A 24,888-nucleotide genomic window follows, 5' to 3' on the forward strand; every position below is an offset into this window, starting at 1 on the left:
TTGCCCGACAGGAGCCAAGCGGTGAGCCGTTACTGGAGCGACATCGTTCAGCAACTCGTGCCTTACGTGCCGGGCGAGCAGCCCGCGCTCGCACACCCCGTCAAGCTGAACACCAACGAGAATCCCTATCCGCCGTCGCCGCGCGTCGTCGCGGCGATCGCGCGCGAACTCGGCGAGACCGGCGACACGCTGCGCCGTTATCCCGACCCGGTTGCGCGCGCGCTGCGCGAAGCGGTCGCGGCGCATCACCGCATCAAGCCCGAGCAGGTGTTCGTCGGCAACGGCTCCGACGAGGTGCTCGCGCACACGTTCCAGGCGCTGCTCAAGCACGACCGGCCACTGCGCTTCCCCGACATCACGTACAGCTTCTATCCGACCTATGCGCGCCTGTACGGCGTCCAGACGTCGATCGTGCCGCTCGCGGACGACTTCTCGATCCGCGTCGACGACTATCTCGACGACGCCGGCGGCGTACTGTTTCCGAACCCGAACGCACCGACCGGGCGCGCGCTGCCGCTTGCTGACGTCGAGCGGATCGCAGCCGCGAATCCGTCGTCGGTCGTCGTGATCGACGAAGCGTATGTCGACTTCGGCGCGCAGTCCGCGATTACGCTCATCGACCGCTACCCGAACCTGCTCGTCGTCCACACGACGTCGAAGGCACGCTCGCTCGCGGGCATGCGCGTCGGCTTCGCGTTCGGCGATGCCGCGCTGATCGACGCGCTGAACCGCGTGAAGGACAGCTTCAACTCGTACCCGCTCGATCGGCTCGCGCAAGTTGCCGCGCAGGCCGCATATGAAGACACCGACTATTTCAATGCAACCTGCCGGCGCGTGATCGACAGCCGGACGCGTCTGACGCATGCGCTGGACGCGCTCGGCTTCGACATCGTGCCGTCGGCCGCGAATTTCGTGTTCGCGCGCCATCCCGCGCACGACGCGGGTGCGATTGCGGCGAAACTGAAGGAACGGGAGATTTTCGTGCGGCACTTCCGGCTGCCGCGGATCGACCAGCACCTGCGCATCACCGTCGGCACCGACGCCGAATGCGATACGCTCGTCGCGGCGTTGCGCGAGCTGCTGGCCTGAAACGAAAGAATCGGCGCCGGGCGGCGCCGATCCGGATGCGTGACGGGCGTGCCGAAGGACTCGAGCGCGCGCGTCACCGCTGGGTCACGACGCGTCGTCGCCCTTTTCGGCGGTCAACGCGTGATACTTCTCCATCAACTGTGCGTGCGATTCGTCATGCTGCGGATCGCGCGGAATGCATTCGACCGGACACACCTGCTGGCACTGCGGTTCGTCGAAATGGCCGACGCACTCGGTGCACTTGTTCGGGTCGATCACGTAGATGTCCGGGCCCATCGAAATCGCGCCGTTCGGGCACTCGGGCTCGCACACGTCGCAATTGATGCACTCGTCGGTAATCATCAAAGCCATACTGATCTCACTTCTTCAGGCCGGCGGCCGGCTTCGCAACGAAACCGGCCGCCGCCGCATCACGCGGCAGGGCCTCCTATCGCAGCGACTTTCTCGGTCAGCCACTTTTCGACGGACGGGAACACGAACTTGCTGACATCGCCGCCCAACTGCGCGATTTCGCGCACGATCGTCCCCGAGATGAACTGGTACTGATCGGACGGCGTCATGAACATCGTCTCGACGTCGGGCAGCAGGTAGCGGTTCATCCCCGCCATCTGGAACTCATATTCGAAATCGGACACGGCGCGCAGGCCGCGCACGATCACGCGCGCATTGTTGGTGCGGACGAAATCCTTCAGGAGGCCGGTGAAACTCATCACCTTCACGTTCGGATAATGGCCGAGCACCTCGTTCGCAATCGTCAGACGTTCCTCGAGCGAGAAGAACGGCTTTTTCGCGCGGCTGTCGGCAACACCGACCACCAGCGTATCAAAAATGCTCGACGCACGCCGCACGAGGTCTTCGTGCCCGCGCGTCAGCGGATCGAACGTACCGGGATACACGGCGACTACCATGTCGCTCCTCCTGTCATCACGCAAACGGGATGGCAGCCGTGCGATGCGCACGCCGCTGCCGAGATGGGCATACGTCGCCTTTGCGGCGCGCCGCCTCGTATGGAACGCGCATTATTCATCATTTTCGCGCCGCAGCAAATGATAGTGAACCGCACCGGCCTTGCCGTGCTTCACGACCTCCCAGCCGGCGAGCGCTTCGTGCGCGGCCGGATCGAGCTCCGCCCCCGTCTCGACGTACAGCGCGCCGCCGGCCGCGACGAGCGGCGCCGCCAGCGCAATCGCGCGCTCGAGCGCGGCCTGATCGTCGAACGGCGGATCGAGAAACACGACGTCGAACGCGCCCGGCGTGAGCCCGGCCGCGAGCCGCAGCGCGTCCGCCTCCGCGACCTCGACCGCACGCGCGCCGAGCTTGTCCTTGATCGCACGCAGCTGCTGCGCCGCGCGCGGATGGCGCTCGACCATCACGACGCTCGCCGCGCCGCGCGACGCGGCCTCGAAACCGAGCGCACCGGTGCCTGCGAACAGGTCGAGGCAACGCCGGCCTTCGAGATCCTGGCCGAGCCAGTTGAACAGCGTCTCGCGCACGCGATCGGGCGTCGGCCGCAGGCCGTCGAGATCGAGCACCGCGAGCGGCGTGCGTTTCCAGTCACCGCCGATGATGCGGATCGTGTGCGGCTTGCCGCGACCAGAAGGGGCCGCCGGGCGGCCAGGAGAGGAACGGGACATACGGAATATCGACGACGGAGGGACCGGGTGCGCGCGGGGGCGCACCGCTAAACAGGCGCACGTTACCACAGCGGCGATGCGCACTGGCGCGAGCGCCACGCCGCACTGATAAAATGCACGGTTTCGGCCGCCGTGCGCCGCGCCCGCGCGAACGCAGAACGGCCCGTCCGGTGCCCGCCCCTGGCGGCGGCCCGCCCTCTTCCCGACGTCAGACCATGTTCAGCTTCTTCAAACGATTCAAGAAAACGCAGGAGCCCGATCCGGCGGAATCGCAATCGGCCGACGCGCAGCAAACGGACGACCCGTCCGAAGCGCCCGCGGTCGAGGCCCCGCCCGCGGCCGACGTGCCGCAAGCGCCCGCGCAACCGGCCGCGCCGGCCGTCGTGATGACGGTCACGCCGACCAACGACGGCCGCGACGAAGTCGTCGAGACGGTCGAAATCGTCCCGCCGCCGCTGCAGGACGCCACCGCGAAGAAATCGTGGCTCGCGCGCCTGAAAACGGGGCTCGCCAAGACGGGCTCGAGCATCACCGGCGTGTTCGTCAACACGAAGATCGACGAGGATCTGTACGAGGAGCTCGAAACCGCGCTGCTGATGTCCGACGCGGGCGTCGACGCGACCGAGTACCTGCTCGGCGCGCTGCGCGAAAAGGTGCGCACGGGCCGCCTGACCGACCCGCAGCAGGTGAAATCCGCGCTGCACGACCTGCTCGTCGAGCTGCTGACGCCGCTCGAGAAATCGCTGATGCTCGGCCGCGCGCAGCCGCTCGTGATGATGATCACCGGCGTGAACGGTGCGGGCAAGACGACCAGCATCGGCAAGCTCGCGAAGCACCTGCAGAGCTTCGACCAGTCGGTGCTGCTGGCCGCGGGCGACACGTTCCGCGCGGCCGCGCGCGAACAGCTGGCGGTCTGGGGCGAGCGCAACAACGTGACGGTCGTGCAGCAGGAAAGCGGCGATCCGGCCGCGGTGATCTTCGACGCGGTCAGCGCCGCGCGCGCGCGCAAGATCGACGTGATGATGGCCGACACGGCCGGCCGCCTGCCGACGCAGCTCCACCTGATGGAAGAGCTGAAGAAGGTGAAGCGCGTGATCTCGAAGGCACATAACGGCGCGCCGCACGAAGTGCTGCTGGTGATCGACGCGAACACCGGCCAGAACGCGCTCACGCAGGTGAAGGCATTCGACGACGCGCTCGGCCTCACCGGCCTCATCGTCACGAAGCTCGACGGCACCGCGAAGGGCGGGATTCTCGCCGCGATCGCGCGGCAGCGCCCGGTGCCGGTCTACTTCATCGGCGTCGGCGAGAAGGTCGAGGATCTGCAGCCGTTCAGCGCGGTCGAATTCGCGGACGCGCTGCTCGGCTGAACACCGCCGGTACGCATCGCACAGGGCGCCTTCGGGCGCCCTTTTTCATGCGCGCCCCCGTCACCAAGGGCGCGCTCCGCTCATTCGGCGTCGGGCTGCGCGCCGGGCTCGGCAGCCTTGAACGCATCGAACGTCGACGCATGGTCGACGATCCGCTGGATCGTCGGATAGCGTGTCGTGTCGATCGAGAAGCGGTTCGCGTTGAACACCTGCGGCACGAGGCACACGTCGGCGAGCGTCGGCGTATCGCCGAAGCACAGCTTGCCGGTGCGCGGATCGCTCGCGAGACGCGTCTCGAGCGTCTCGAAACCGGCCTCGATCCAGTGCCGGTACCACGCGTTCTTCGCCTCTTCAGGCACCTTCAGCGTGTGCTTCAGGTACTTCAACACGCGCAGGTTGTTGAGCGGATGGATTTCGCACGCGATCTGCAGCGCGACCGCGCGCACATATGCGCGATCGACCGGCTGCTGCGGCAGCAGCGCCGGTTCCGGATGGGTTTCCTCGAGATATTCGATGATCGCGAGCGACTGCTGCAGCGTCGCGTCGCCGTCGATCAGCGTCGGCACGACCGCATCCGGATTCAGCGCGCGGTACGCGTCCTTCAGTTGCTCGCCGCCGTCGCGCAGCATGTGCACGGGGACATAGTCGAACGGCAGCTGCTTCAGGTTCAGGGCGATCCGCACGCGGTACGACGCGGAACTGCGGAAATAGCTGTAGAGCTTCATGGGATGTCTCTCGTAGTCGTATTCGGCCGGCGACGGCACGGGCGCGGCGCAGCCGGCGCGCACCGCCGGGAATCAGAGTGTAGCGCGCCGCGCTGCACGGCCTCGCTTGGCACCAGCCGCACCCATGCGATACTCGGGGCATTCCTCACCGCTCACAGCGCGGCCCGATGCCGGCCGCCCGCCCCACGCCCCGATGACCGCTTCCCACGATTCCGCCGCCGTTCCGTTCCCGTGCGCCCGCTTCATCAAGGAAATCGGCCGCGGCCCGCACGGCGCACGCGCGCTGTCCGCCGAGGACACGTTCGAACTCTATCGCGCCATGCTCGACGCGCGCGTGTCGGACGTCGAACTCGGCGCGATCCTGATCGCCTATCGGCTGAAGGGCGAATCCGCCGACGAGCTGGCCGCGATGCTCGCCGCCGCGCAGGCGTCGTTCGAGCCGGTGCACGTGCAGGATGCCGCGTTCCGCCCCGTGTCGATCCCGAGCTACAACGGCGCGCGCAAGCAGCCGAACCTCGTGCCGCTGCTCGCGCTGCTGCTCGCACGCGAAGGCGTGCCGGTGCTCGTGCATGGCGTCGAGCAGGATCCGGGCCGCGTGACGAGCGCCGAGATCTTCTCGGCGTTGTCGCTCGCGCCGTCGGCGTCGCACGATGCAATCGAGGACATGCTCGCCGAGCGCCGCGTCGCGTTCGCTTCGATCGAGGTGCTGGCGCCGCGCATCGCACACCTGCTGTCGATGCGCAGCGTGCTCGGCGTGCGCAACTCGACGCACACGCTCGTGAAGATCCTGCAGCCGTTCGCGCCGGCCGGCCTGCGGCTCGTCAACTACACGCACCCGCCGTACCGCGACAGCCTGGCGCAATTGTTCCGCGACCATCCGGACGCCGCGCTCGGCGGCGCGCTGCTGGCACGCGGCACCGAGGGCGAGGCCGTTGCCGACACGCGGCGCCAGGTGCAGGTCGACTGGCTGCACGACGGCGTGTGCGACACGCTGATCGACGCAGAACGCTCGTCGACCGATGCGCTCCCGGTCGCCCTGCCCGAATCGCGCGACGCGGCCACGACGGCCGCGTGGACCGACGCCGTATTGCGCGGCGAAGTGCCGGTGCCCGACACGGTCGCCCGGCAGGTCGCGACGATCGTGCAGATCGCCCGCATCGCACGCTGAAGGCACGCTCGCGAACCGGCCCCGCTTGCGGGGCATTTGACACGCGAGCGCATCCTGGCATAGAGTTGCCCTCATGCGTTCCTTTCCGAACACCCTCCGAATTACCTCCGGCCGCCTAGCGCGGCCGCTATCGCTACGACTAGCCTAAGGCTTTCGTAGCGCCGTGTGCTGTCCGCACGGTCCCTCCCAGCAGTTCCTCGCAGTACCCCTCTCGTAGTTTTTACAACCCGAAGTCGTCAGCATTCGTCCGTCTATCCGTCGGCCGACTCGCGAAGATCATCCGCATCCGCAGCGCGTTCACGTGCCGCGGAGCGAGGCAGCGCCAACCGTCGCCCATGCCGCCCGTCTTCGCTCGCGACTTGAGACCCGAGGTCCAGAAGATGCAGCGCAATCCGCAAGACAAGTACCGTCCGTTCGAGCCCGTCCGCCTCAATGGCCGCAAATGGCCGTCGCGCACCATCGAGCGCGCGCCCGTCTGGATGAGCACCGACCTGCGCGACGGCAACCAGTCGCTGATCGAGCCGATGAGCATCGAGCAGAAGCTCGAGTTCTTCGAGATGCTGGTCGCGATCGGGTTCAAGGAGATCGAAGTCGGTTTTCCGTCGGCGTCGCAAACCGACTTCGATTTCGTCCGCAAGCTGATCGACGACAAGCGGATTCCCGACGACGTGACGATCGAAGTGCTCGTGCAGGCGCGCGAGGACCTGATCGCCCGCACGTTCGATGCGCTCGAAGGCGTGCCGCGCGCGATCGTGCACCTGTACAACGCAGTGTGCCCGTCGTTCCGCCGCATCGTGTTCGGCATGTCGAAGGCCGACGTGAAGGCGCTCGCGATCGACGGCACGCGCATCATCAAGGAACACGCCGCCGCGCGCCCCGACACGCAGTGGACCTTCCAGTACTCGCCGGAAACCTTCAGCATGACCGAGCTGACGTTCGCACGCGAAATCTGCGACGCGGTCGCGCAGACCTGGCGTCCGACCCGCGATCACAAGATGATCGTCAACCTGCCGGCCACCGTCGAAGCCGCGAGCCCGAACGTGTTCGCCGACCAGATCGAGTGGATGGACCGCAACCTCGCGTATCGCGACAGCATCGTGTTGTCCGTGCATCCGCACAACGATCGCGGCACCGCGGTCGCGGCGGCCGAACTCGCGCTGCTCGCGGGCGCCGACCGCATCGAGGGCTGCCTGTTCGGCAATGGCGAACGCACCGGCAACGTCGATCTCGTCACGCTCGCGCTGAATCTCTACACGCAGGGCATCGATCCGGGCCTCGATTTCTCCGACATCGACGCCGTGCGCCGCGTCGTCGAACGCTGCAACCAGATTCCCGTGCATCCGCGCCATCCGTACGCGGGCGACCTCGTGTTCACCGCGTTCTCGGGCTCGCACCAGGACGCGATCCGCAAGGGCTTCGCGCAGCAGCGCCCCGATGCGGCCTGGGAAGTGCCGTACCTGCCGATCGACCCGGCCGACCTCGGCCGCAGCTATGACGCGGTGATCCGCGTGAACAGCCAGTCGGGCAAGGGCGGCGCGACGTTCCTGCTCGAACGCGGGATGGGTTTCACGCCGCCGCGCCGCGTGCAGATCGAATTCAGCCATGCGGTGCAGACGCTCGCCGACGCGTCCGGCGAGGAAGTGACGGGCGACGCGATCTGCGCGCTGTTCGCGCGCGAATTCTTCGACACCGACGGGCCGGCCGCGCGACACGGCAACGGCGCGCGCTGGCAGAACCGCGAGATCGCGGCAGCGCCCGCCGCAGATACGACGCCCGACGAGGCCGTGCGACGTTTTGCCGCGGCGTTCGCGGCGGCCGCCGGCGCGGCGATCGACGTCGCATCGTGCGAACACGCACGCACGGCGGATGGACGGATCGCGGTATCGGTCGGCTGCCGGGTCGGCGATGCGCCGCTGCGGCACGGCGTCGGCCTGCACGCCGATGCGGCGAGCGCCGCGCGCGATGCGGTCGTCAGCGCGATCAACCGCTCGGCCTGGCACTGCGCGGATCGCCGCGCGGCGGCCTGAGCGGCAGGTTCCGTTTCAGGGTTCAAACGTCAGCGAGCGGGGCGTGACCGCCCGTGCGCCGCGCGATCCGCGCCGCACGAGGCAGCAAAAAACGGCCCAGAAGGCCGCTTCGGTCGGGACATGAAAAGGAGCGCCACGCGCGCTCATGTCTCGGTCGCGCACCGCGTCGCCTGCCACGCGAACAGGCTCCAGCGGCCCTGCTGGTGGGTGTGGACGGAGGTATAGGCAATCGGGAAGACCAGGCCGCCGTTGTTCGTTTCCATCTCGATCAACGCGCGCCCGGTGACGACGCAGGTTTCATCGCCGACGGGCAGCACGTCCTGCGACTGGATTTCGATCTGGCGATAGCGGCGGCGGCCGGCGACGATGGCGTCGATGAACTGCTGCTTGGTTTCGCGTTTGCCGTTGGTGTGTACGAAGAACACCTTGTCCGACAAAAGCGTGTCGAGCGCCTCGCCGTCCCCGTCCACCATCGCCCGGAACCGATCGCGCTCGAGCGCGCGGATCGCATCGACCACCTTCGCCATCGCCTGACTCCTCGGCAACGCGCACGCCGTGCGCGGGCGTGCGGATCAGAAGTTGTACTGCAAGTAGAACTGGTGGAAATTTATACCAGGATTCGGCTCTTTGATACCCGCGTTAGACACATGTTCAAAACGGTAGCCGACCTGATACTGTTGCCGTTGGCCGAACTGCACGCCCACGCCCCCCGTCGGCGCGAACTGGAACGCGGTCCCCAACGAGAAGTGATCCGAGATCGTCGGGTGCGTCAGCAGCCTGACGCCGCCGCCGGCCTCGATGAACGGGCGGATCTCCCCGGCGCTCTTGATGAAGCGGAACATCGGCGTCACGCCGAATTCGCCGATGCTGCTGTGGACGTTGCCGCCCGTGTGCCAGTAGCCGGCGTGCCCTTCCACGACGAACGCGAAGTGCCAGCCGCCGATTTCCCACCAGTTCCAGCCCGGATCCCACACCACGCCGAGATCGGCCTTGTCGACGCCGCGGCGATCCGAAAAACCGCCGCCCGCCTGAATCCCCCATCGATCCGCGCACGCCGCACCCGATCCGCCCAGAAGTGACGCCGCCAGCAGCGCGTGCAGCGCAAGCCGGCTGCGGGGCCGGCGATTCTTCTTATTGTTCATCTGACACTCCAACTTTGTGGGTTGAATGGAGCCTGCCGCTTCGGCCGGCTCAAGCGAACTGAATGGTATGGTAAAGGACTTTTCGGATAGGCATCACAAAGCGAAATGGCTTCCTTCCGAAACGACAAAAATTGAAATCGTCTACTGATTGCCATCAGAAACAACGGCTTACGGAACTTCGCTTCGTCCGCTCTGTCGCAGAATAGACTATCGACTCGACTTGCTCGATAGAAAAAGTGGGAACTCCGATGCCCACGCTTGCTCTAAGGAATTAGCACTCGGTTTCCGGGAGTGCTAAGATGGCTCCCGGAATCTCATCCGAGACCGGGGGTTTGTCCCTGATTCCAAAGGAGTTTTTTAGTGAGCAACGCCCTGACCCTCCCGAACACCCTGAGCCCCACGCCGGCCAAGGCCGCATCGGCAGGCTCGCTGGCGCTCGCAGCCCAATCGATGTTGCCCGGCCAGCTTGGCAACATCGACGCGTATATCCAGGCCGTCAATCGCATTCCGCTGCTGACGCCGGAAGAGGAACGCCAGTACGCGACCGAATTCCGCGAAAGCAACAACCTCGACTCCGCACGCCGCCTCGTGCTGTCGCACCTGCGGCTCGTCGTGTCGATCTCGCGCAACTATCTCGGCTACGGCCTGCCGCACGGCGACCTGATCCAGGAAGGCAACATCGGCCTGATGAAGGCCGTGAAGCGCTTCGATCCGGCCCAGAACGTGCGTCTCGTGTCGTACGCGATCCATTGGATCAAGGCCGAGATTCACGAGTACATCCTGCGCAACTGGCGCACGGTGAAGGTCGCGACGACGAAGGCGCAGCGCAAGCTGTTCTTCAACCTGCGCAGCCACAAGAAGGGCCTGCAGGCGATGACGCCCGAGGAAATCGACGGCCTCGCGAAGGAACTCAACGTCAAGCGCGAAGACGTGACCGAAATGGAAACGCGCCTGTCGGGCGGCGACATCGCGCTCGAAGGACAGGTCGAGGACGGTGAGGAATCGTACGCGCCGATCGCCTACCTGGCCGACTCGCACAACGAACCGACCGCCGTGCTGGCCGCGCGTCAGCGCGACACGCTGCAGACGGACGGCATCGCGCAGGCACTCGGCGCACTCGACGCGCGCAGCCGACGCATCATCGAGGCGCGCTGGCTGCACGTCGACGACGACGGCTCGGGCGGCTCGACGCTGCACGATCTGGCTGCCGAGTTCGGTGTGTCGGCGGAACGCATCCGTCAGATCGAAGCGAGCGCGATGAAAAAGATGCGCACTGCCCTCGCCGAATACGCATAAATCGCTGCGATTTAGAGCGCCTCATCAAAAACCGCTGCCCGACCGGCAGCGGTTTTTTTTCGCCTGTCTTTTCCGCTGCTTTTCATTCGCTGCTTCGTTCGTTTTTCGGCTCGCTTTAGTGCGGATTAATTGACCTGATTCGTCAGGTAATAGGCCGTTTGGGGGGCCCCTTCCGCATAACCTTGATCTGCCTCAAGTTTCGGCCCGCGTTTCGCGACGGTCTGCCGCAGCGCAGCACTCGGCATCGGAAAGCCGTCCTTTTAAAATTGGCACGTCAGGCGCAAAAGGATTAAAACAGCTTCACGGCCGTCATAAATCCGACGTAAAGTCGCCCCAAATCAGTCTTAAATCGATTCAGGATAATCGCCTTGATCTCGATCAATAAAGAGCCTGCGCCGCCTCCGCCGCGGCCGGCCGGCACGATCGGCTGGCGCGCGCGCATCGCCGCGTGGGCACGCGGCCCGACCCTCGCCCGCGACATCACCCTGGTGCTGATCGTCAAGCTGATCCTCCTGATGTCGCTCAAATACGCATTCTTCAATCATCCGCAGGCCGAGCACATGTCGTTGCCGCCTGCCGCCGTCGCCGAGAAGCTGCTCTCGGTACCGGCGCCTGCATCTACCGAGGGAGACCACCATGATAAGTAGTGAAGTCGTCGATCTGTCACGTCTGCAGTTCGGCATCACGGCGCTCTACCACTTCCTGTTCGTGCCGCTGACGCTCGGCCTGTCCTGGCTGCTCGTCATCATGGAAGCGGTGTACGTGATGACCGGCAAACAGGTCTACAAGGACATGACCCAGTTCTGGGGCAAGCTGTTCGGGATCAACTTCGCGATGGGCGTGACGACCGGCATCACGCTCGAATTCCAGTTCGGCACGAACTGGTCGTACTACTCGCACTATGTCGGCGACATCTTCGGCGTGCCGCTCGCGGTAGAAGGCCTGATGGCGTTCTTCCTCGAATCGACGTTCGTCGGCCTGTTCTTCTTCGGCTGGAACCGCCTGTCGAAGGTCAAGCACCTGATGGTCACGTTCCTCGTCGCGCTCGGCTCGAACCTGTCCGCGCTGTGGATCCTCGTCGCGAACGGCTGGATGAACAACCCGGTCGGCGCCGAGTTCAATTACCAGACGATGCGCATGGAGATGACGAGCCTGTTCGACGTGCTCTTCAACCCGGTCGCGCAAGTGAAGTTCGTGCATACGGTGTCGGCCGGCTATGTGTCGGCGGCGATGTTCGTGCTCGGCGTGTCGTCGTGGTACCTGTTGAAGAAGCGCGACGTCGACTTCGCGCTGCGCTCGTTCGCGGTCGCGGCCGGCTTCGGCCTCGCGGCGACGCTCTGCGTGATCGTGCTCGGCGACGAATCGGGCTATACGACCGGCGAAGTGCAGAAGATGAAGCTCGCCGCGATCGAATCCGAATGGGAAACGCAGCCGGCACCCGCATCGTTCACGCTGATCGGCATCCCGAACCAGGAAGAACAGCGCACCGACTATGCGATCAAGATCCCGTATGCGCTCGGCCTGATCGCAACACGTTCGATCGACGAGCCGGTGATCGGCCTGCGCGAACTCGCGAAGCACAGCGAGGAGCACATCCAGAGCGGGATGGTCGCGTACGGCGCGCTGCAGAAGATCAAGCAGGGCGACACGAGCGACGCGACCCGCGCGCTGTTCGACCAGCACAAGCAGTACCTCGGCTACGGGCTGATGCTCAAGCAGTTCACGCCGAACGTGACCGACGCGACGCCCGAGCAGATCAAGGCCGCCGCGAAGAAGACGATCCCGCCGGTCGCGCCCGTGTTCTTCTCGTTCCGGATCATGGTGTTCCTCGGCTTCCTGTTCGTCGCGACGTTCGTTGCCGCATTCTGGTTCTGCGCGCGCCGCGAACTGCTGCAGGACAACCGCCGCTGGTTCCTCCGCTATGCGGTGTGGGCGATCCCGCTGCCGTGGATCGCGATCGAATTCGGCTGGATCGTCGCCGAACTCGGCCGCCAGCCGTGGACGATCGCCGGCGTGCTGCCGACGCACCTGTCCGCGTCGAGCCTGCAGCCGAGCGACCTGTACCTGAGTCTCGCGGGCTTCATCCTGTTCTATACCGCGCTGTTCGTCATCGAGATCAAGCTGATGTTCAAGTACGCGCGCCTCGGCCCGTCGTCGCTGCATACCGGCCGCTATCACCACGAAATCGCCGCCGCCGGCGAGCGGGCCGCAGTCTGAGCACGCCCTCGCAACCGAACAAGGAATCGCTATGGACTATGCAACTCTCAAGCTGATCTGGTGGCTGCTCGTCGGCGTGCTGCTGATCGGCTTCGCCGTCACCGACGGCTTCGACATGGGCGCGACCGCGCTGCTGCCGTTCCTCGGCAAGACCGACGAGGAACGCCGCATCATCGTCAACACCGTCGGCGCGACGTGGGAAGGCAACCAGGTGTGGCTGATCACGGCCGGCGGCGCGATGTTCGCGGCCTGGCCGCTCGTCTACGCGGCGTCGTTCTCCGGCTTCTACTTCGCGATGCTGCTCGTGCTGTTCGCGTTGTTCTTCCGGCCGGTGGGCTTCGACTATCGCAGCAAGCGGCCCGACCCGCGCTGGCGCGCGGGCTGGGACTGGGGCCTGTTCGCCGGCGGCTTCGTGCCGGCGCTCGTGTTCGGCGTCGCGTTCGGCAACCTGCTGCAAGGCGTGCCGTTCAAGTTCGACAGCGACCTGCGCGTGACCTACTACGGCGGCTTCTGGGCGCTGCTGAACCCGTTCGCGCTGCTGTGCGGGCTCGTCAGCCTCACGATGCTCGTCGCGCACGGTGCGGCCTTCATCAAGATGAAGACGGAAGGGGTGATCGCGCGCCGCGCGTCGGTCGCGCTGCGCGTGGCGTCGTTCCTCGCGGTCGTGCTGTTCGTGCTGGCCGGCGTGCTGGTCGCGTCGACCATCGGCGGCTTCCACATCACGCACGCCGCGCCGACCGATACGGTCGCGAACCCGCTGCTCAAGGACGTCGCCGCCGGCTCGGGCCTGTGGCTCTCGAACTACGGCGAATTCCCGTGGATGATCGCGGCACCCGTCATCGCGATCGCGGGCGGCCTGATCGCGCTGCTGCTCGCCGGCTCGAAGCAGGAGAAGACGGCATTCTTCTGCACGGGCCTGATGATCACCGGCGTGATCCTGACCGCCGGCTTCTCGATGTTCCCGTTCATCATGCCGTCGTCGCTCGACCCGCGCAGCAGCCTGACCGTGTGGGATTCGACGTCGAGCCACATGACGCTGCAGGTGATGCTGTTCGCGGTGATCGTGTTCCTGCCGATCGTCCTGCTCTACACGAGCTGGGTGTATCGCGTGATGCGCGGCAAGGTCACGCGCGACGTGCTCGAAGAGAACAAGCATTCGATGTATTGATGCTTTGAACCGGGCCGGGGCGCGCACGCGCCCTCGCCCACCGTTTCGCAAGGAGTCGGATCATGTGGTATTTCAGCTGGATTCTCGGTATCGGCGTCGCGCTGTCGTTCGGCATCGTCAATGCGATGTGGCTCGAAGCGCGGCAGAAGACGCAGGAAGCACGCGTGCGCGACTGACGCGTATGGCCGGTCACGCGGCCGCCGTCTGGAAGGAACCTCGCCTCGCGCGAGGTTTTTTGCGCCCCGGGCCGGCCGGACAGGCCCGTCACACCGATGCCAATTTAGCGCCAGATTGATACCACTTGAATACCAATAAAAGGTTTCATAAGATCTTTGGACACGGCCGCTGACAGGCCGAATCCTTCCGGGTGGGGGAGACATGCGAATCCCGTATGTGGCGCGCGCTGGCGCGCCATTGCGCCGTCGGCGTGCGGCGGCCGGTTGCGCGTCGTCGGCGAGCGCTGCCGTCATCGACCGCGTCGGTCGCGCGCGCGCCTTTGCCCATGGGCACGTCGTCACGGCATCAACATCAGCAGCAGCCGCTGCCGTGCGCCGCCGATGAAGACGCGCACCCGTCCGCGCCGATCCGACCGGCACGCCTGCCCGCCACCCGTTCCGTAACGCACGCGCCCGCGTGCCGACTTCGCGCGGAGCAGCCGCATCGCCCGCGCACTCTGTTGTCCCCGCAGCTCCGTTGAAAGACCCGCTCGCAGCGACGTCATCCCGTGACGCCGCGACGCCCCCTTTTGTCTCAGGAGTCCGCATGAACCGAACCTTGTCCACCCTGTTTGCCGGCCTGCTGGTCGCGGCACTGTCGCCGGTCGCGCTCGGCGCGCTGCCAGCGTCGAGCGCGGCGGTCGCGACGGCCGGCGCCGCCAGTCCAACCGTGCCGCCGGTCGATCTCGCGGCGCGGTTGTCGAACGGCCTCGCGTTGCGCGTCGCCGTCGACAACAATCATGCCGCCGCGGCCGGCGTGCCGTGCGCCGATCTCGGCGCCGACGGCGCGGCCTGCGCGACCGGCCGCCTGATCCTGCAGAACCGCGGCCACCAGGCGATCACCGACGGCGGCTGGAAGCTCTACCTGCACAGCATCCGCCGCCTGCTGCGGATCGACCGCCCCGGCTTCGCGCTGCGGCGGCTCACCGGCGACCTGTACGAACTGACGCCGCAACCGGGCTCGGTGCGGCTGGCACCGGGCGAGCGCATCGAGCTGCCGTTCGTCGCCGAATACTGGCTGCTGCGCTACAGCGACGTGATCCCGCGCCCGTACGTGGTCGTCGATGGCGCGCCGCCCGCCGTGCTCCGCTACAACGACACCGACGACGAGCTCCGCTACGTCGAATCGCTGCCGGCCGACGCGCAGAACAACTCGACCGGTAATGCGCCGCCCGTGGCCGCACGGCCCGATGCGAGCCGCGCGTTGCCGAGCGTGAAGCGCGAGCAGCCGCTGCCCGGCACGCTCGACCTGCGCGGCGTCGAGCTCGCGCTGCCGAACCTGCCCGACGCGCAGGTCGCGGCACTGCGCGAACGCGCAAGCACACTCGGGCTCGACGGTGCACGCGTGCCGGTATGGGGTGTGGTCGCGCCGCGCAGACTGCCGGCCGACATCGCGACGCCGGGCGGTTACCGGCTCGCGATCGGGCCGCGCGGTGCGTTCATCGAGGCGTACGATCGCGCCGGCCTCTACTACGGCGTGCAGACGCTGTACTCGCTCGCGCCCGTTGGCGGCGGCCCGATCCCGGCGATGCTCGTCGAGGATGCGCCGCGCTTCACGCATCGCGGGATGCACGTCGATCTCGCGCGCAACTTCAAGCACCCGGCCACGCTGCGCCGCCTGATCGACCAGATGAGCGCGTACAAGCTCAATCGCCTGCACCTGCATCTGTCCGACGACGAGGGCTGGCGCATCGAGATTCCCGGCCTGCCCGAACTGACCGAGATCGGCTCGCGCCGCTGCCACGACCCGAGCGAGACGCGCTGCCTGCTGCCGCAGCTCGGCTCCGGCCCGGACAACCGCTCGGGCGGCGGCTACCTGACGCGTGACGATTACGTGTCGCTGGTGCGCTACGCGGCCGCGCATTTCGTCGAGATCATCCCCGAAATCGACATGCCCGCGCATGCGCGCGCCGCCGTCGTGACGATGGAGGCACGCTACAAGCGGCTGCATGCGGCCGGCCGCGAGCAGGAAGCGAACGCGTACCGGCTGCTCGATCCGCAGGACACGTCGAACCTGACGACGGTGCAGTTCTACGACCGGCGCAGCGACCTGAACCCGTGCGTGCCGGGCGCGCTCAATTTCGCGTCGAAGGTGATCCGCGAGATCGCGGCGATGCATGCGGACGCGCAGGCGCCGCTGCACATCTGGCACTACGGCGGTGACGAGGCGAAGAACATCTTCCTCGGCGGGGGCTTCCAGCCGCTGAGCGGCACCGATCCGAACAAGGGGCGCATCGACCTTGCCGCGCAGGACAAGCCGTGGGCGCGTTCGCCCGCGTGCACGGCGCTGCTCCAGCGCGGCGAGATCAAGTCGATCGACGAGCTGCCGACGCGTTTCGCGCAACAGGTGAGTGCAGCGGTCAGCGCGAACGGGATCGACACGGTGGCCGCGTGGCAGGACGGCATCAAGCATGCGAACGGGCCGCAGGACTTCAGCACGCGCCACGTGATGGTGTCGCTGTGGGACACGATCTTCTGGGGCGCATCGGACAGCGCGCGCGACCTGAGCGGCAAGGGCTACCAGACGGTGCTCGCGCTGCCCGACTACCTGTACTTCGACTTCCCGTACACGCTGAACCCGCGCGAGCGCGGCTACTACTGGGGCTCGCATGCGACGGACGAGTACAAGGTGTTCTCGCTCGCGCCCGAGAACCTGCCGCAGAACGCCGAAGTGATGGGCGACCGTGACGGCAACACGTTCGAGGTGACGGGCACGGGCCCCGCGCCGCGCATCGAAGGCATGCAGGGGCAGGCGTGGGGCGAGGTGATGCGCAACGACACCTTCCTCGAATACATGGCCTACCCGCGGCTGCTCGCGCTCGCCGAGCGCGCGTGGCACCGGGCCGACTGGGAGTTGCCGTATGCGGCCGGCGTGCGCTTCAGGCGCGGCGACACGCATCACGTCGACATCGCCGCGCTGCAGCGCGACTGGGCCGGCTTCGCGACGCTGCTCACGCAACGCGAATTGCCGAAGCTCGACCGGGCCGGCGTCGGCTACCGGAAGCCGACCTTCACGCTGACGAATCCGTGATCGGCTGAGTGACGATGCGATGCGCGCGGGCGCATCGCATCGTTCATCGCCCGCACCCAAGAAAAACGGCTTGCGACGCATCGCAAGCCGTTTTCGTTTTGCCGGCCGGCCCGAAACCGCAGCGCGGATCGGATCGGCTCCAACGCATCATCATCAGGCCGGTTGTGCGGCCGCCCCGCTGCCCGACGGCGGCAGGCGCGCGCCGAGCTGTTCGGCATAGCGTGCCGCCGCGTTGCCGCAGACGATGTGGAACGTGTCGAGCGACACCCACGCGACGTCGAGCGCACCGAGACGATCGCGATCGACCGCCGACGGATCGCGCACGACCACACGCAGGCGCGTGGTCGCGACCGCGTCGAGCGACACGACGTTGGTCGCGCCGCCGAACACCGCGAGCCAGCGCGTCGGCTCCGGATCGAGCGGGCCGGCGGCCGCGCCCGTGACGGGCTGTGCCGCGGCGGCCGTCGCCGTCGATGCTGCGCCTGCCGCGCCGCTGCCGATGGCCGCACGCATCTCGTCGGCGATGATGTCGGCCTCGGGCCCGATGATCACCTGCACACTGTTGCCGCCGCGCTTGAGCACGCCGCGCGCGCCGATCGACTTCAGTTCCGGCTCCGAGACCTTCTCCGGATCGACGACGGTCAGGCGCAGGCGCGTCGTGCACGCGTCGACGACCGACAGGTTGCCCGCCCCGCCGAGCGCGGCGATGTAGCGTTGCGCACGCGGCGCCGCAGCCGTCGCAGCAGCACCTGCAGCCGGCGCGACGAAGCCGCCCGATGCGTACGATTCCGCGGCCGCGTCGGCCGATGCCGGCTCACGGCCCGGCGTGGCCATGTTGAACTTGCGGATGAAGAAGCGGAACAGCCCGTAGTACGCGGCGCCGTACGCGATGCCGAGCGGAATCGCGATCCAGCCCTTCGTCGACAGCCCGTAGTTCAGCACGTAGTCGATCGCGCCGGCCGAGAACGTGAAGCCGAGCTTCACGCCGAGGATCTGGCAGATCGCGAGCGACAGGCCCGTCAGCACCGCGTGGATCACGTACAGCACCGGTGCGAGGAACATGAAGCTGAATTCGATCGGCTCGGTCACGCCGGTCAGGAACGACGTGAGCGCCATCGAGAACAGCAGGCCGCCGACCATCGCACGGCGTTCCTTCGGCGCTTCGTGCAGCATCGCGAGACATGCGGCCGGCAGGCCGAACATCATGATCGGGAAGAAACCGGCCATGAAGGTGCCCGCGGTCGGGTCGCCCGCGAAGAAGCGGTGCAGGTCGCCGTGCACGATCTCGCCGCCGGCGGGCGGCGTGAAGTTGCCGAACACGAACCATGCGAGCGAGTTGATGATGTGATGCAGGCCCGTGACGAGCAGCAGGCGGTTCAGGAAGCCGAACACGAACGCACCGATCGCGCCCGCCGTCGTCAGCCACTGGCCGGCCGCGTCGATCAGATGCTGGACCGGCTGCCAGACGTACCCGAACGCGATACCGAGTATCACGCAGACCAGGCCCGTGATGATCGGCACGAACCGTTTGCCGCCGAAGAACGCGAGGTAGTCCGGCAGCTTGATGTCCTTATAGCGGTTGTACAGCAGGCCCGCGACCACACCCGCGATGATCCCGGACAGCACGCCCATGTTCAGCTTGGGATCGATGTCCTTCATGATCGCGGTTTCGATCAGGTAGCCGATCGCGCCCGCGAGCGCAGCCACGCCGTTGTTGTCCTTCGCGAAACCGACCGCCACGCCGATCGCGAACAGCAGCGGCAGGTTGTCGAAGATCGCACCGCCGGCGTCGGCGATCATCTTGATGTTGAACACGTCCGGCTGGCCGAGTCGCAGCAGGATGCCGGCAACCGGCAATACCGCGATCGGCAGCATCAGCGCCCGGCCTAGACCCTGTATTTTCAGAAACGGATTCCCGTTCATTCAGTCCTCCAATCCTTGTCTCGTCGTTAATCGTCGTTGACCTAATTGCTTTCGTCTTGAATCCGGTCGCGAACCTGCCGTCGACGCTCAGTCGAGCGGCCAGACCTCGCGGCTTGCTGCCCTTACCGCCTGTGCCGAATCGAGCGCGAGCAGATCCTGCGCGCGCTGACGGCACAACTGGTAATCGAGACGGCGCACACGCGCCTTGATGCCCGGCACCGATACGGGGTCGACCGACAGCTCGGTCACGCCGAGGCCCACCAGGACCGGCACCGCGAGCGGATCGCCGCCGAGCGCGCCGCACACGCCGACCCACTTGCCGTGCCGTTCCGCACCGCGCACCGCGATGTCGATCAGGCGCAGCACCGCCGGATGCAGGCCGTCGGATTGCGCGGCCAGGTCGGCCTGGCAGCGGTCCATCGCGAGCGTGTACTGCGTCAGGTCGTTGGTGCCGATCGACAGGAAATCCGCGTGCTGCGCAAGCTGGTCGGCCAGCAGCGCGGCCGACGGCACCTCGATCATCACGCCGACCTCGATCGGTTCGGTGCGGCCCTGCGCGCGCGCGAATTCGTCGATGCGCTTTTTCAGGCGCACGAGCTCGCCCGCGTCGGTCACCATCGGCAGCAGGATGCGCACCGCGCCGAACGGCTTCACCGCGAGCAGGCCCTGCAACTGATCGTCGAGCAGGTCGGGGCGCACCTGCGCGAGACGGATGCCGCGCAGGCCGAGCGCCGGGTTCGGTTCGGGCGGCAGCGTCAGGTAGTCGACTTCCTTGTCGGCGCCGACGTCGAGCGTGCGGATGATCGCCGTGCGGCCCTGCAGCGCGTCGACGATCGACTGGTAGCTCTGCTGGTGCTCGACGACCGTCGGCGCGGCCTGGCGATGGATGAACATCAGCTCGGTGCGCAGCAGGCCGACCGCGTCGGCGCCGTTGTCGACCGCGGTGTTCGCATCGTCGAGCGTCGCGATGTTCGCGGCCACCTCGATCGCGCGACCGTCGACCGTCGCGGCCGCCTCGCCGGCCAGTTGCCGGTTCGCCTCGCGCACGCCGTCCAGGCGCTGGCGTTCGTGCCGCGCGCGCTCGACGTCGAGCGCGGTCGGGGCGTGTTCGAGCCGGCCCGCGCTCGCATCGACGACGACTTGCGTGCCGTCCGGAATCGCGTACAGCGCATCGCCGACCGCGACCAGCGCGGGAATGCCGAGCTGCCGCGCGATGATCGCCGCGTGCGACGTCGCGCCGCCGCGCGCCATCACGAGCGCGGTCACGCGCTGGCGATCGAGCGACGACAGGTCGGACGGCGTGAATTCCTCGGCCGCGAGCACCGCTTCATCGGGCAGTGCACGCGCGGCACCGTTCGTATGGCCGAGCGCACGCAGCACGCGCTTCTCGATGTCGCGCAGGTCGGCCGCGCGTTCGGCGAGCAGTGCATCGTCGAGCTTCGACAGCGTGTCGATCTGCGTGCGGATCGTCGCGCGCCAGGCGAAGCCCGCGCTCTTGCCGAGGCTGATCAGGTCGCGCGCCGCGTCGATCAGCGTCGGGTCTTCCAGCAGCACGCGGTGCACCGCGAAGATGCCCGCTTCGCCGACCGCGCCGCGCGCCGATGCGTTGCGAACCGTTTCGTCGAGCTCGGCGTCGACGGCCTTCAGCGCCTGGTCGAGCTGGCGGCTTTCCGTGGCCGGCGTGCCGGCGGCCTGCTCGGGCGGCACGATTTCCGCATCGTCGAGACGCACCAGCGTGCCGACCGCGATGCCGGGCGCCGCGCACACGCCTGCGAGCGTGTTCGGGTCGATGGGGGCACCGACGATGCGTGCGACCGTCTGCGGCGCGGGCGAACTCAGCCGCGCCGGTTGCTCCTCGACTTCGCCGTGCGCTTCGCGCAGCAGCTCGTGCTCGACCGCATCGACGGCCTGCTGTGCATGCGCGCCACGGCCGACCAGTTCGACCGTCGCGCCTTCGCCGGCGCCGAGGCCGAGCAGGCCGACGACGCTCGCGATCGACGCCTTGCGGCCGTCGAACAGTACGTCGACGGTCGCGTCGAACCCACGCACGGCTTCGCGCGCCCGCGCGGCCGGCCGCGCATGCAGGCCGCCCGGCTGCGCCAGCACGATTTCACGGCGCACTTCGTTCTGCGCCGCGGCGCCGGCTTGTGCCGCCTGCACGGCCGCCTCGCCCTTGCCGCGCAGCGCGAGCAGCGGCGTCTCGCCGGCCGTCGCGAAGCCGCTGGCACGATCGACGACCTCGAACGCATCCGAATTGGCAATCGCGATCACCGACACGAGCGAATGCGCGCTGCGCGCCACCGCGTCCTGGTCGAACTCGATCAGCAGCGTGCCCACCTCGACACGCGCGCCCGCCTCGACGTGCGCGATGAAACCCTGCCCGTTCAGCTCGACCGTGTCGATGCCGATGTGCAGCAGCACTTCCGCGCCTTGCGGCGTCGTGATCGTCACCGCGTGGCCCGTGCGCGCGAGATGCGACACGACGCCCGCGCACGGTGCGACGAGCTGGCCCGCGAGCGGGTCGATACCGATGCCGTCGCCGAACATCCCGCCGGAGAACACCGGATCGGGCACGTCGGCCAGTGCGACGATCGGCCCCGTCATGGGGCTAAGCAGGACGATCTGATCGTGGGTGGGGCTCTTCAACTGGGACTCCTCGGCGCGTCTCATCGGCTGTCTCGGCTATCAGTGCGTTTCGGTGACTTTGTTCAGGTGGCGCGGCGTGTCGGGATTGCGGCCGCGCGCAACGGCGAGATCCGCCGCCATCACGTAGAACGAAAGAATGGCGGCGATCGGGTCGAGCGCCGAATGGGCGGACTGCGCGAGCGGCAGCGTCGCGCCGGGTATGCCGGCGGGCGCCGCGAGCAGCACGGCGGCGCCGCGGGCGCGCATGTCCGCGGCAAGCTGCAGCAGGCCGGCCTGCTCGGGCCCCGGCGGCGCGAACACGAGCAGCGGATAGTCGCGGTCGATCAGCTCCATCGGGCCGTGACGGACTTCGGCGCTCGAGAACGCCTCGGCCTGGATGCCGGACGTTTCCTTCAGCTTCAGCGCGGCTTCCTGCGCGATCGCGAGGCCCAGGCCGCGGCCGATCACGATCATCCGCTCGACACCCGCCAGCGCGGCCACCGCCTGCGACCAGTCGAGCTGGCCGGCTTGCGCGAGTACGTCGGGCAGGCCGCGCAGCGCGGTCATCAGCGCGGCGTCGCGCTGCCAGTAGGCAACGATCTGCGCGGACAGCGACAGCATCGCGATATAGCTCTTCGTCGCGGCCACCGACAGTTCGGGGCCGGCGAGCAGCGGCAACTGGTGCTCGCACGCGTCGGCGAGCGGCGACGGCAGCACGTTCACGGCGGCGACGGTGCGCGCGCCGGCTTCGCGCAGCGCGGCCATCGTATTGACGAGATCGGGGCTCTTGCCCGACTGGGAGAAGGCGATCGCGAGCTGGTCCTGCACCTTCAGCGGCGCCTGCTGCAGCGTCGCGACCGACATCGGCAGCGACGCGACCGGCACGCCGAGGCGGCTCATCGTCAGGCTCGCGAAATAGCTCGCGGCGTGATCCGAGCTGCCGCGTGCGACCGTCAGCGCGACGGCCGGCGGGTGATCGAGCAATTGGCCGGCGAGCGCTTCGACGCGCGTCGTGTCGGCGATCTGCGCGGCGACGACCTGGGCGGACTCGCGCGCTTCCTTAAGCATATTCGACAATCGATTCTCCTTCGACGTAGGTCGCGGTGAGGCTCAGGTCGCGATCGAACACCGCGAGGTCGGCCCATGCGCCGCGCTCGAGGCGGCCGCGATCGGCGACGCCGAGGTAGTCGGCCGCGTAGCGCGACATCCGGTTCGACACGTCGGCGATCGGCAGGCCGAGCGACACGAGATTGCGCAGCGCCTGGTCCATCGTCAGCGTGCTGCCGGCGAGCGTGCCGTCGGCAAGCCGCACGCCGCCGAGGCACTTCGTCACGTGCTGGCTGCCGAGCCGGTATTCGCCGTCGGGCATGCCCGTGGCGGAGGTGCTGTCGGTCACGACGTACAGGCGCGGGATCGCGCGCAGCGCGGCCCGAATCGCGCCCGGGTGGACGTGCAGCAGATCGGGGATGATTTCCGCGTATTCGGCGTGGGCGAGCGCCGCCCCCACCAGGCCCGGGTTGCGGTGATGCAGCGGCGACATCGCGTTGAACAGGTGCGTGAAACCGCACGCGCCGTGCTTGAGCGCGGCCACCGCGTCGTCGTAGGTCGCGAGCGAATGGCCGAGCTGCACGCGTACGCCGCGCGCGGCCATCTCGCCGATGATCTCGATGTGGCCGGCGATTTCCGGCGCGAGCGTGACGACGCGGATCGGCGCGATCGACAGGTACTTCAGCACTTCGTCGAGCACGGCCGACACGGCCGCGTCGGGTTGCGCGCCGAGCTTGCCGGGGTTGATGTACGGGCCTTCGAGGTGCACGCCGAGCACGCGCGCGCCGCCCGGCGTGCGGGTGCGCGCGACGGTGCCGAGGTTGCCGACGACTTTCATCAGTTCGTCGCGCGGCGCGGTCATCGTCGTCGCGAGCAGGCTCGTCGTGCCGAATTGCGCGTGCGTGCGGGCGATCGTCTCGATCGCGTCGCCGCCCTCCATCACGTCCGCGCCGCCACCGCCGTGCACGTGCAGGTCGATGAAGCCGGGCAGGATGTAAGGCGCGTCGTTCTTCGCGGGATCGACGGGCTTGCCGTCGAGGGTCGTGATGCGGCCGTTCTCGCTATCGAGCGAACCGTGAATCCAGCCGTCGGGGGTAAGGATGTTTCCAGTCAGCATGACGTTCTCTTGATGATCTGGTGACGCGGGCATCCGCGTCGTGATTTGCAAATCCGTGTCGTTGCTTCACGCGTGTCGCGCGCGGGCAGTTTCGCGCGTCAGCGTTTCAGTTCGGCGACGAAGTCGTAGTAATCGTCGCGGCAATACGTTTCACTCACTTCGATCGCGCGCTGGTCGGCGCCGTAGCCGATCCGCGTGATCACCAGCAGGGCCGAACCCGGCTTCACCGCCATCCATTTCGCGATCGCGTGGGTCGCGTTCGCCGCGCGAAAGTGCTGCAGCGCGCGCACGACGGTCATGCCGCGCGCTTCGAGGTATTCGTACAGCGACGCGCCGAGCACCTGCGGATCGGGCACCACCGCGGCCGGCAGCGTCGAGTGCTCGACGGCCATCACGATGCCGTCCGCGCGGCGCAGCCGTTCGAGCCGCGCCACCGTCGCGCCGGGCGCGAGACCGAGACGCGTGATCTCGTCGCGGTTTGCGGCACGCAGCGTGCGCGACAGCCACACCGAATCGGGCACGAAGCCGCGCTGCTGCATCTTCGCGGTGAAGCCGACGAGACGCGACAGCGGATCGGCGACGCGCGGCGTGATGAAGCTGCCCGCCCCGCGCGCCCGCTTGATCAGCCCCTGCTCGACCAGCAGCGCGAGTGCGCGACGGGCCGTGATCCGCGACACGCCGACCGACACCGACAGCAGCCGCTCCGACGGCAGCGCCTCGCCGGCCCGCCACGCGCCGGCGTGAATCGCGCTCGCCAGGTTGCGGGCGAGCTGCAGATAGAGCGGCGTATCGCTGAGGGGATCGGGCGCCAGTTCGGACCAGCCGGTTTCCATGTGCCTCCGGGTGTCGGACGACGACCGCAGGCCGTCGAAAGTGAGGGCATTATATAACCACCATAATACCAGTCAACGAACTGGTATTAGCGTTGCCGAAATCGCCGGAAGCCTTGCCCGGCAAGCGTTTTAGCCCTCACAAACCCTTTGTTTACAACGAAGTACGGGATAGGGATTTACCCGGATTGGTATGCAAGGGGACAGGTCAAGTACGTGGTTCGGCCAGGTTTTGGGCACGAATATGAGACCTGGATAGAACCA

Annotated in this window: 21 protein-coding genes; 10 read left to right on the plus strand and 11 right to left on the minus strand. The window is 67.4% G+C overall.

The features are described from left to right. The first annotated feature begins 21 nt into the window (after nucleotides 1-21). Nucleotides 22-1,089, plus strand: coding sequence for a histidinol-phosphate transaminase (gene hisC, locus CFB50_RS15605; protein ID WP_089446449.1), 1,068 nt, complete (start codon nucleotides 22-24; stop codon nucleotides 1,087-1,089). An 84-nt stretch (nucleotides 1,090-1,173) separates the two neighbouring features. Here the strand turns inward: hisC and CFB50_RS15610 are convergent, their stop codons facing one another. The 3 genes from CFB50_RS15610 to rsmD form a co-directional block, all read right to left on the minus strand. Continuing rightward, nucleotides 1,174-1,440, minus strand: a complete 267-nt coding sequence (locus CFB50_RS15610) for a YfhL family 4Fe-4S dicluster ferredoxin (RefSeq protein WP_069248899.1) — start codon at nucleotides 1,438-1,440, stop codon at nucleotides 1,174-1,176. A 59-nt stretch (nucleotides 1,441-1,499) separates the two neighbouring features. Further along, nucleotides 1,500-1,997 carry a pantetheine-phosphate adenylyltransferase gene (gene coaD, locus CFB50_RS15615; RefSeq protein WP_039346084.1) on the minus strand — a complete coding sequence of 166 codons (498 nt, stop codon included), beginning with the start codon at nucleotides 1,995-1,997 and terminating at the stop codon, nucleotides 1,500-1,502. Between the two features lie 111 nt (nucleotides 1,998-2,108). After that, nucleotides 2,109-2,723, minus strand: a complete 615-nt coding sequence (rsmD, locus tag CFB50_RS15620; protein WP_089446450.1) for a 16S rRNA (guanine(966)-N(2))-methyltransferase RsmD — start codon at nucleotides 2,721-2,723, stop codon at nucleotides 2,109-2,111. A gap of 215 nt (nucleotides 2,724-2,938) precedes the next feature. Here rsmD and ftsY point away from each other — a divergent pair, with 215 nt between their 5' ends. Then, nucleotides 2,939-4,093 carry a signal recognition particle-docking protein FtsY gene (gene ftsY / locus CFB50_RS15625; protein ID WP_089446451.1) on the plus strand — a complete coding sequence of 385 codons (1,155 nt, stop codon included), beginning with the start codon at nucleotides 2,939-2,941 and terminating at the stop codon, nucleotides 4,091-4,093. 80 nt (nucleotides 4,094-4,173) lie between these two features. Here ftsY and maiA read toward each other — a convergent pair whose 3' ends face one another. After that, entirely contained in the window at nucleotides 4,174-4,818 is a 645-nt protein-coding gene (gene maiA, locus CFB50_RS15630; protein WP_089446703.1) for a maleylacetoacetate isomerase, read from the minus strand. A gap of 193 nt (nucleotides 4,819-5,011) precedes the next feature. Here maiA and ybiB point away from each other — a divergent pair, with 193 nt between their 5' ends. Further along, nucleotides 5,012-5,986 carry a DNA-binding protein YbiB gene (gene ybiB, locus CFB50_RS15635; protein WP_089446452.1) on the plus strand — a complete coding sequence of 325 codons (975 nt, stop codon included), beginning with the start codon at nucleotides 5,012-5,014 and terminating at the stop codon, nucleotides 5,984-5,986. A 380-nt stretch (nucleotides 5,987-6,366) separates the two neighbouring features. Beyond that, complete coding sequence (gene leuA / locus CFB50_RS15640) at nucleotides 6,367-8,013, plus strand: 2-isopropylmalate synthase (protein ID WP_089446453.1); 1,647 nt, start codon at nucleotides 6,367-6,369, stop codon at nucleotides 8,011-8,013. A 143-nt stretch (nucleotides 8,014-8,156) separates the two neighbouring features. On the opposite strand, the gene CFB50_RS15645 is transcribed toward leuA, so the two are convergent. Beyond that, nucleotides 8,157-8,540: a nuclear transport factor 2 family protein gene (locus CFB50_RS15645; protein WP_069248904.1), complete on the minus strand. Its 384-nt coding sequence runs from the start codon at nucleotides 8,538-8,540 to the stop codon at nucleotides 8,157-8,159. A gap of 45 nt (nucleotides 8,541-8,585) precedes the next feature. Beyond that, nucleotides 8,586-9,155, minus strand: a complete 570-nt coding sequence (gene pagL / locus CFB50_RS15650) for a lipid A 3-O-deacylase PagL (protein WP_089446454.1) — start codon at nucleotides 9,153-9,155, stop codon at nucleotides 8,586-8,588. Nucleotides 9,156-9,515: 360 nt separating this feature from the next. Between pagL and rpoH the strand changes: the two genes are divergently transcribed. From rpoH to CFB50_RS15685, 6 genes are all read left to right on the plus strand, one after another. Beyond that, nucleotides 9,516-10,451 (plus strand): RNA polymerase sigma factor RpoH, encoded by a 936-nt coding sequence (gene rpoH / locus CFB50_RS15655; RefSeq protein ID WP_069248906.1) that lies wholly within the window; start codon nucleotides 9,516-9,518, stop codon nucleotides 10,449-10,451. A 368-nt stretch (nucleotides 10,452-10,819) separates the two neighbouring features. Further along, entirely contained in the window at nucleotides 10,820-11,098 is a 279-nt protein-coding gene (gene cydP, locus CFB50_RS15660) for a cytochrome oxidase putative small subunit CydP (protein ID WP_011353248.1), read from the plus strand. Further along, nucleotides 11,088-12,668 (plus strand): cytochrome ubiquinol oxidase subunit I, encoded by a 1,581-nt coding sequence (locus CFB50_RS15665; protein WP_089446455.1) that lies wholly within the window; start codon nucleotides 11,088-11,090, stop codon nucleotides 12,666-12,668. The genes cydP and CFB50_RS15665 overlap by 11 nt, the downstream gene beginning before the upstream one ends. 31 nt (nucleotides 12,669-12,699) lie before the next feature. Beyond that, complete coding sequence (cydB, locus tag CFB50_RS15670; RefSeq protein ID WP_089446456.1) at nucleotides 12,700-13,836, plus strand: cytochrome d ubiquinol oxidase subunit II; 1,137 nt, start codon at nucleotides 12,700-12,702, stop codon at nucleotides 13,834-13,836. A gap of 62 nt (nucleotides 13,837-13,898) precedes the next feature. Next, nucleotides 13,899-14,012, plus strand: a complete 114-nt coding sequence (gene cydX, locus CFB50_RS15675; RefSeq protein ID WP_043187264.1) for a cytochrome bd-I oxidase subunit CydX — start codon at nucleotides 13,899-13,901, stop codon at nucleotides 14,010-14,012. A gap of 586 nt (nucleotides 14,013-14,598) precedes the next feature. Then, complete coding sequence (locus CFB50_RS15685) at nucleotides 14,599-17,082, plus strand: family 20 glycosylhydrolase (protein ID WP_089446457.1); 2,484 nt, start codon at nucleotides 14,599-14,601, stop codon at nucleotides 17,080-17,082. Nucleotides 17,083-17,235: 153 nt separating this feature from the next. On the opposite strand, the gene nagE is transcribed toward CFB50_RS15685, so the two are convergent. The 5 genes from nagE to CFB50_RS15710 form a co-directional block, all read right to left on the minus strand. Then, complete coding sequence (gene nagE, locus CFB50_RS15690) at nucleotides 17,236-19,005, minus strand: N-acetylglucosamine-specific PTS transporter subunit IIBC (RefSeq protein ID WP_069248910.1); 1,770 nt, start codon at nucleotides 19,003-19,005, stop codon at nucleotides 17,236-17,238. A gap of 87 nt (nucleotides 19,006-19,092) precedes the next feature. Next, nucleotides 19,093-21,675, minus strand: a complete 2,583-nt coding sequence (gene ptsP, locus CFB50_RS15695) for a phosphoenolpyruvate--protein phosphotransferase (RefSeq protein ID WP_089446458.1) — start codon at nucleotides 21,673-21,675, stop codon at nucleotides 19,093-19,095. Nucleotides 21,676-21,690: 15 nt separating this feature from the next. Further along, entirely contained in the window at nucleotides 21,691-22,698 is a 1,008-nt protein-coding gene (locus CFB50_RS15700; RefSeq protein ID WP_179250069.1) for an SIS domain-containing protein, read from the minus strand. After that, a complete protein-coding gene (gene nagA / locus CFB50_RS15705) occupies nucleotides 22,691-23,794 on the minus strand; it encodes an N-acetylglucosamine-6-phosphate deacetylase (RefSeq protein ID WP_089446460.1) in 1,104 nt (367 codons plus the stop codon). The genes CFB50_RS15700 and nagA overlap by 8 nt, the downstream gene beginning before the upstream one ends. Nucleotides 23,795-23,892: 98 nt before the next feature. Next, on the minus strand, nucleotides 23,893-24,627 hold the full coding sequence (locus CFB50_RS15710; RefSeq protein WP_043187255.1) for a GntR family transcriptional regulator: 735 nt from the start codon (nucleotides 24,625-24,627) through the stop codon (nucleotides 23,893-23,895). Nucleotides 24,628-24,888 lie beyond the last annotated feature (261 nt).

Source organism: Burkholderia sp. AU33423 (assembly GCF_002223135.1).
GTDB classification, from domain to species: domain Bacteria; phylum Pseudomonadota; class Gammaproteobacteria; order Burkholderiales; family Burkholderiaceae; genus Burkholderia; species Burkholderia lata_D.

What these genes read in the sequence shown, in the direction of transcription:
- cydX (WP_043187264.1), top strand. Translation starts at nt 13,899, where the DNA reads ATGTGGTATTTCAGCTGGATTCTCGGTATCGGCGTCGCGCTGTCGTTC.
- rsmD (WP_089446450.1), bottom strand. Translation starts at nt 2,723, where the DNA reads ATGTCCCGTTCCTCTCCTGGCCGCCCGGCGGCCCCTTCTGGTCGCGGC.
- CFB50_RS15685 (WP_089446457.1), top strand. Translation starts at nt 14,599, where the DNA reads ATGAACCGAACCTTGTCCACCCTGTTTGCCGGCCTGCTGGTCGCGGCA.
- CFB50_RS15645 (WP_069248904.1), bottom strand. Translation starts at nt 8,540, where the DNA reads ATGGCGAAGGTGGTCGATGCGATCCGCGCGCTCGAGCGCGATCGGTTC.
- CFB50_RS15710 (WP_043187255.1), bottom strand. Translation starts at nt 24,627, where the DNA reads ATGGAAACCGGCTGGTCCGAACTGGCGCCCGATCCCCTCAGCGATACG.
- ptsP (WP_089446458.1), bottom strand. Translation starts at nt 21,675, where the DNA reads ATGAGACGCGCCGAGGAGTCCCAGTTGAAGAGCCCCACCCACGATCAG.
- nagA (WP_089446460.1), bottom strand. Translation starts at nt 23,794, where the DNA reads ATGCTGACTGGAAACATCCTTACCCCCGACGGCTGGATTCACGGTTCG.
- leuA (WP_089446453.1), top strand. Translation starts at nt 6,367, where the DNA reads ATGCAGCGCAATCCGCAAGACAAGTACCGTCCGTTCGAGCCCGTCCGC.
- ybiB (WP_089446452.1), top strand. Translation starts at nt 5,012, where the DNA reads ATGACCGCTTCCCACGATTCCGCCGCCGTTCCGTTCCCGTGCGCCCGC.
- pagL (WP_089446454.1), bottom strand. Translation starts at nt 9,155, where the DNA reads ATGAACAATAAGAAGAATCGCCGGCCCCGCAGCCGGCTTGCGCTGCAC.
- CFB50_RS15610 (WP_069248899.1), bottom strand. Translation starts at nt 1,440, where the DNA reads ATGGCTTTGATGATTACCGACGAGTGCATCAATTGCGACGTGTGCGAG.
- maiA (WP_089446703.1), bottom strand. Translation starts at nt 4,818, where the DNA reads ATGAAGCTCTACAGCTATTTCCGCAGTTCCGCGTCGTACCGCGTGCGG.
- CFB50_RS15700 (WP_179250069.1), bottom strand. Translation starts at nt 22,698, where the DNA reads ATGCTTAAGGAAGCGCGCGAGTCCGCCCAGGTCGTCGCCGCGCAGATC.
- nagE (WP_069248910.1), bottom strand. Translation starts at nt 19,005, where the DNA reads ATGAACGGGAATCCGTTTCTGAAAATACAGGGTCTAGGCCGGGCGCTG.
- cydB (WP_089446456.1), top strand. Translation starts at nt 12,700, where the DNA reads ATGGACTATGCAACTCTCAAGCTGATCTGGTGGCTGCTCGTCGGCGTG.
- ftsY (WP_089446451.1), top strand. Translation starts at nt 2,939, where the DNA reads ATGTTCAGCTTCTTCAAACGATTCAAGAAAACGCAGGAGCCCGATCCG.
- coaD (WP_039346084.1), bottom strand. Translation starts at nt 1,997, where the DNA reads ATGGTAGTCGCCGTGTATCCCGGTACGTTCGATCCGCTGACGCGCGGG.
- CFB50_RS15665 (WP_089446455.1), top strand. Translation starts at nt 11,088, where the DNA reads ATGATAAGTAGTGAAGTCGTCGATCTGTCACGTCTGCAGTTCGGCATC.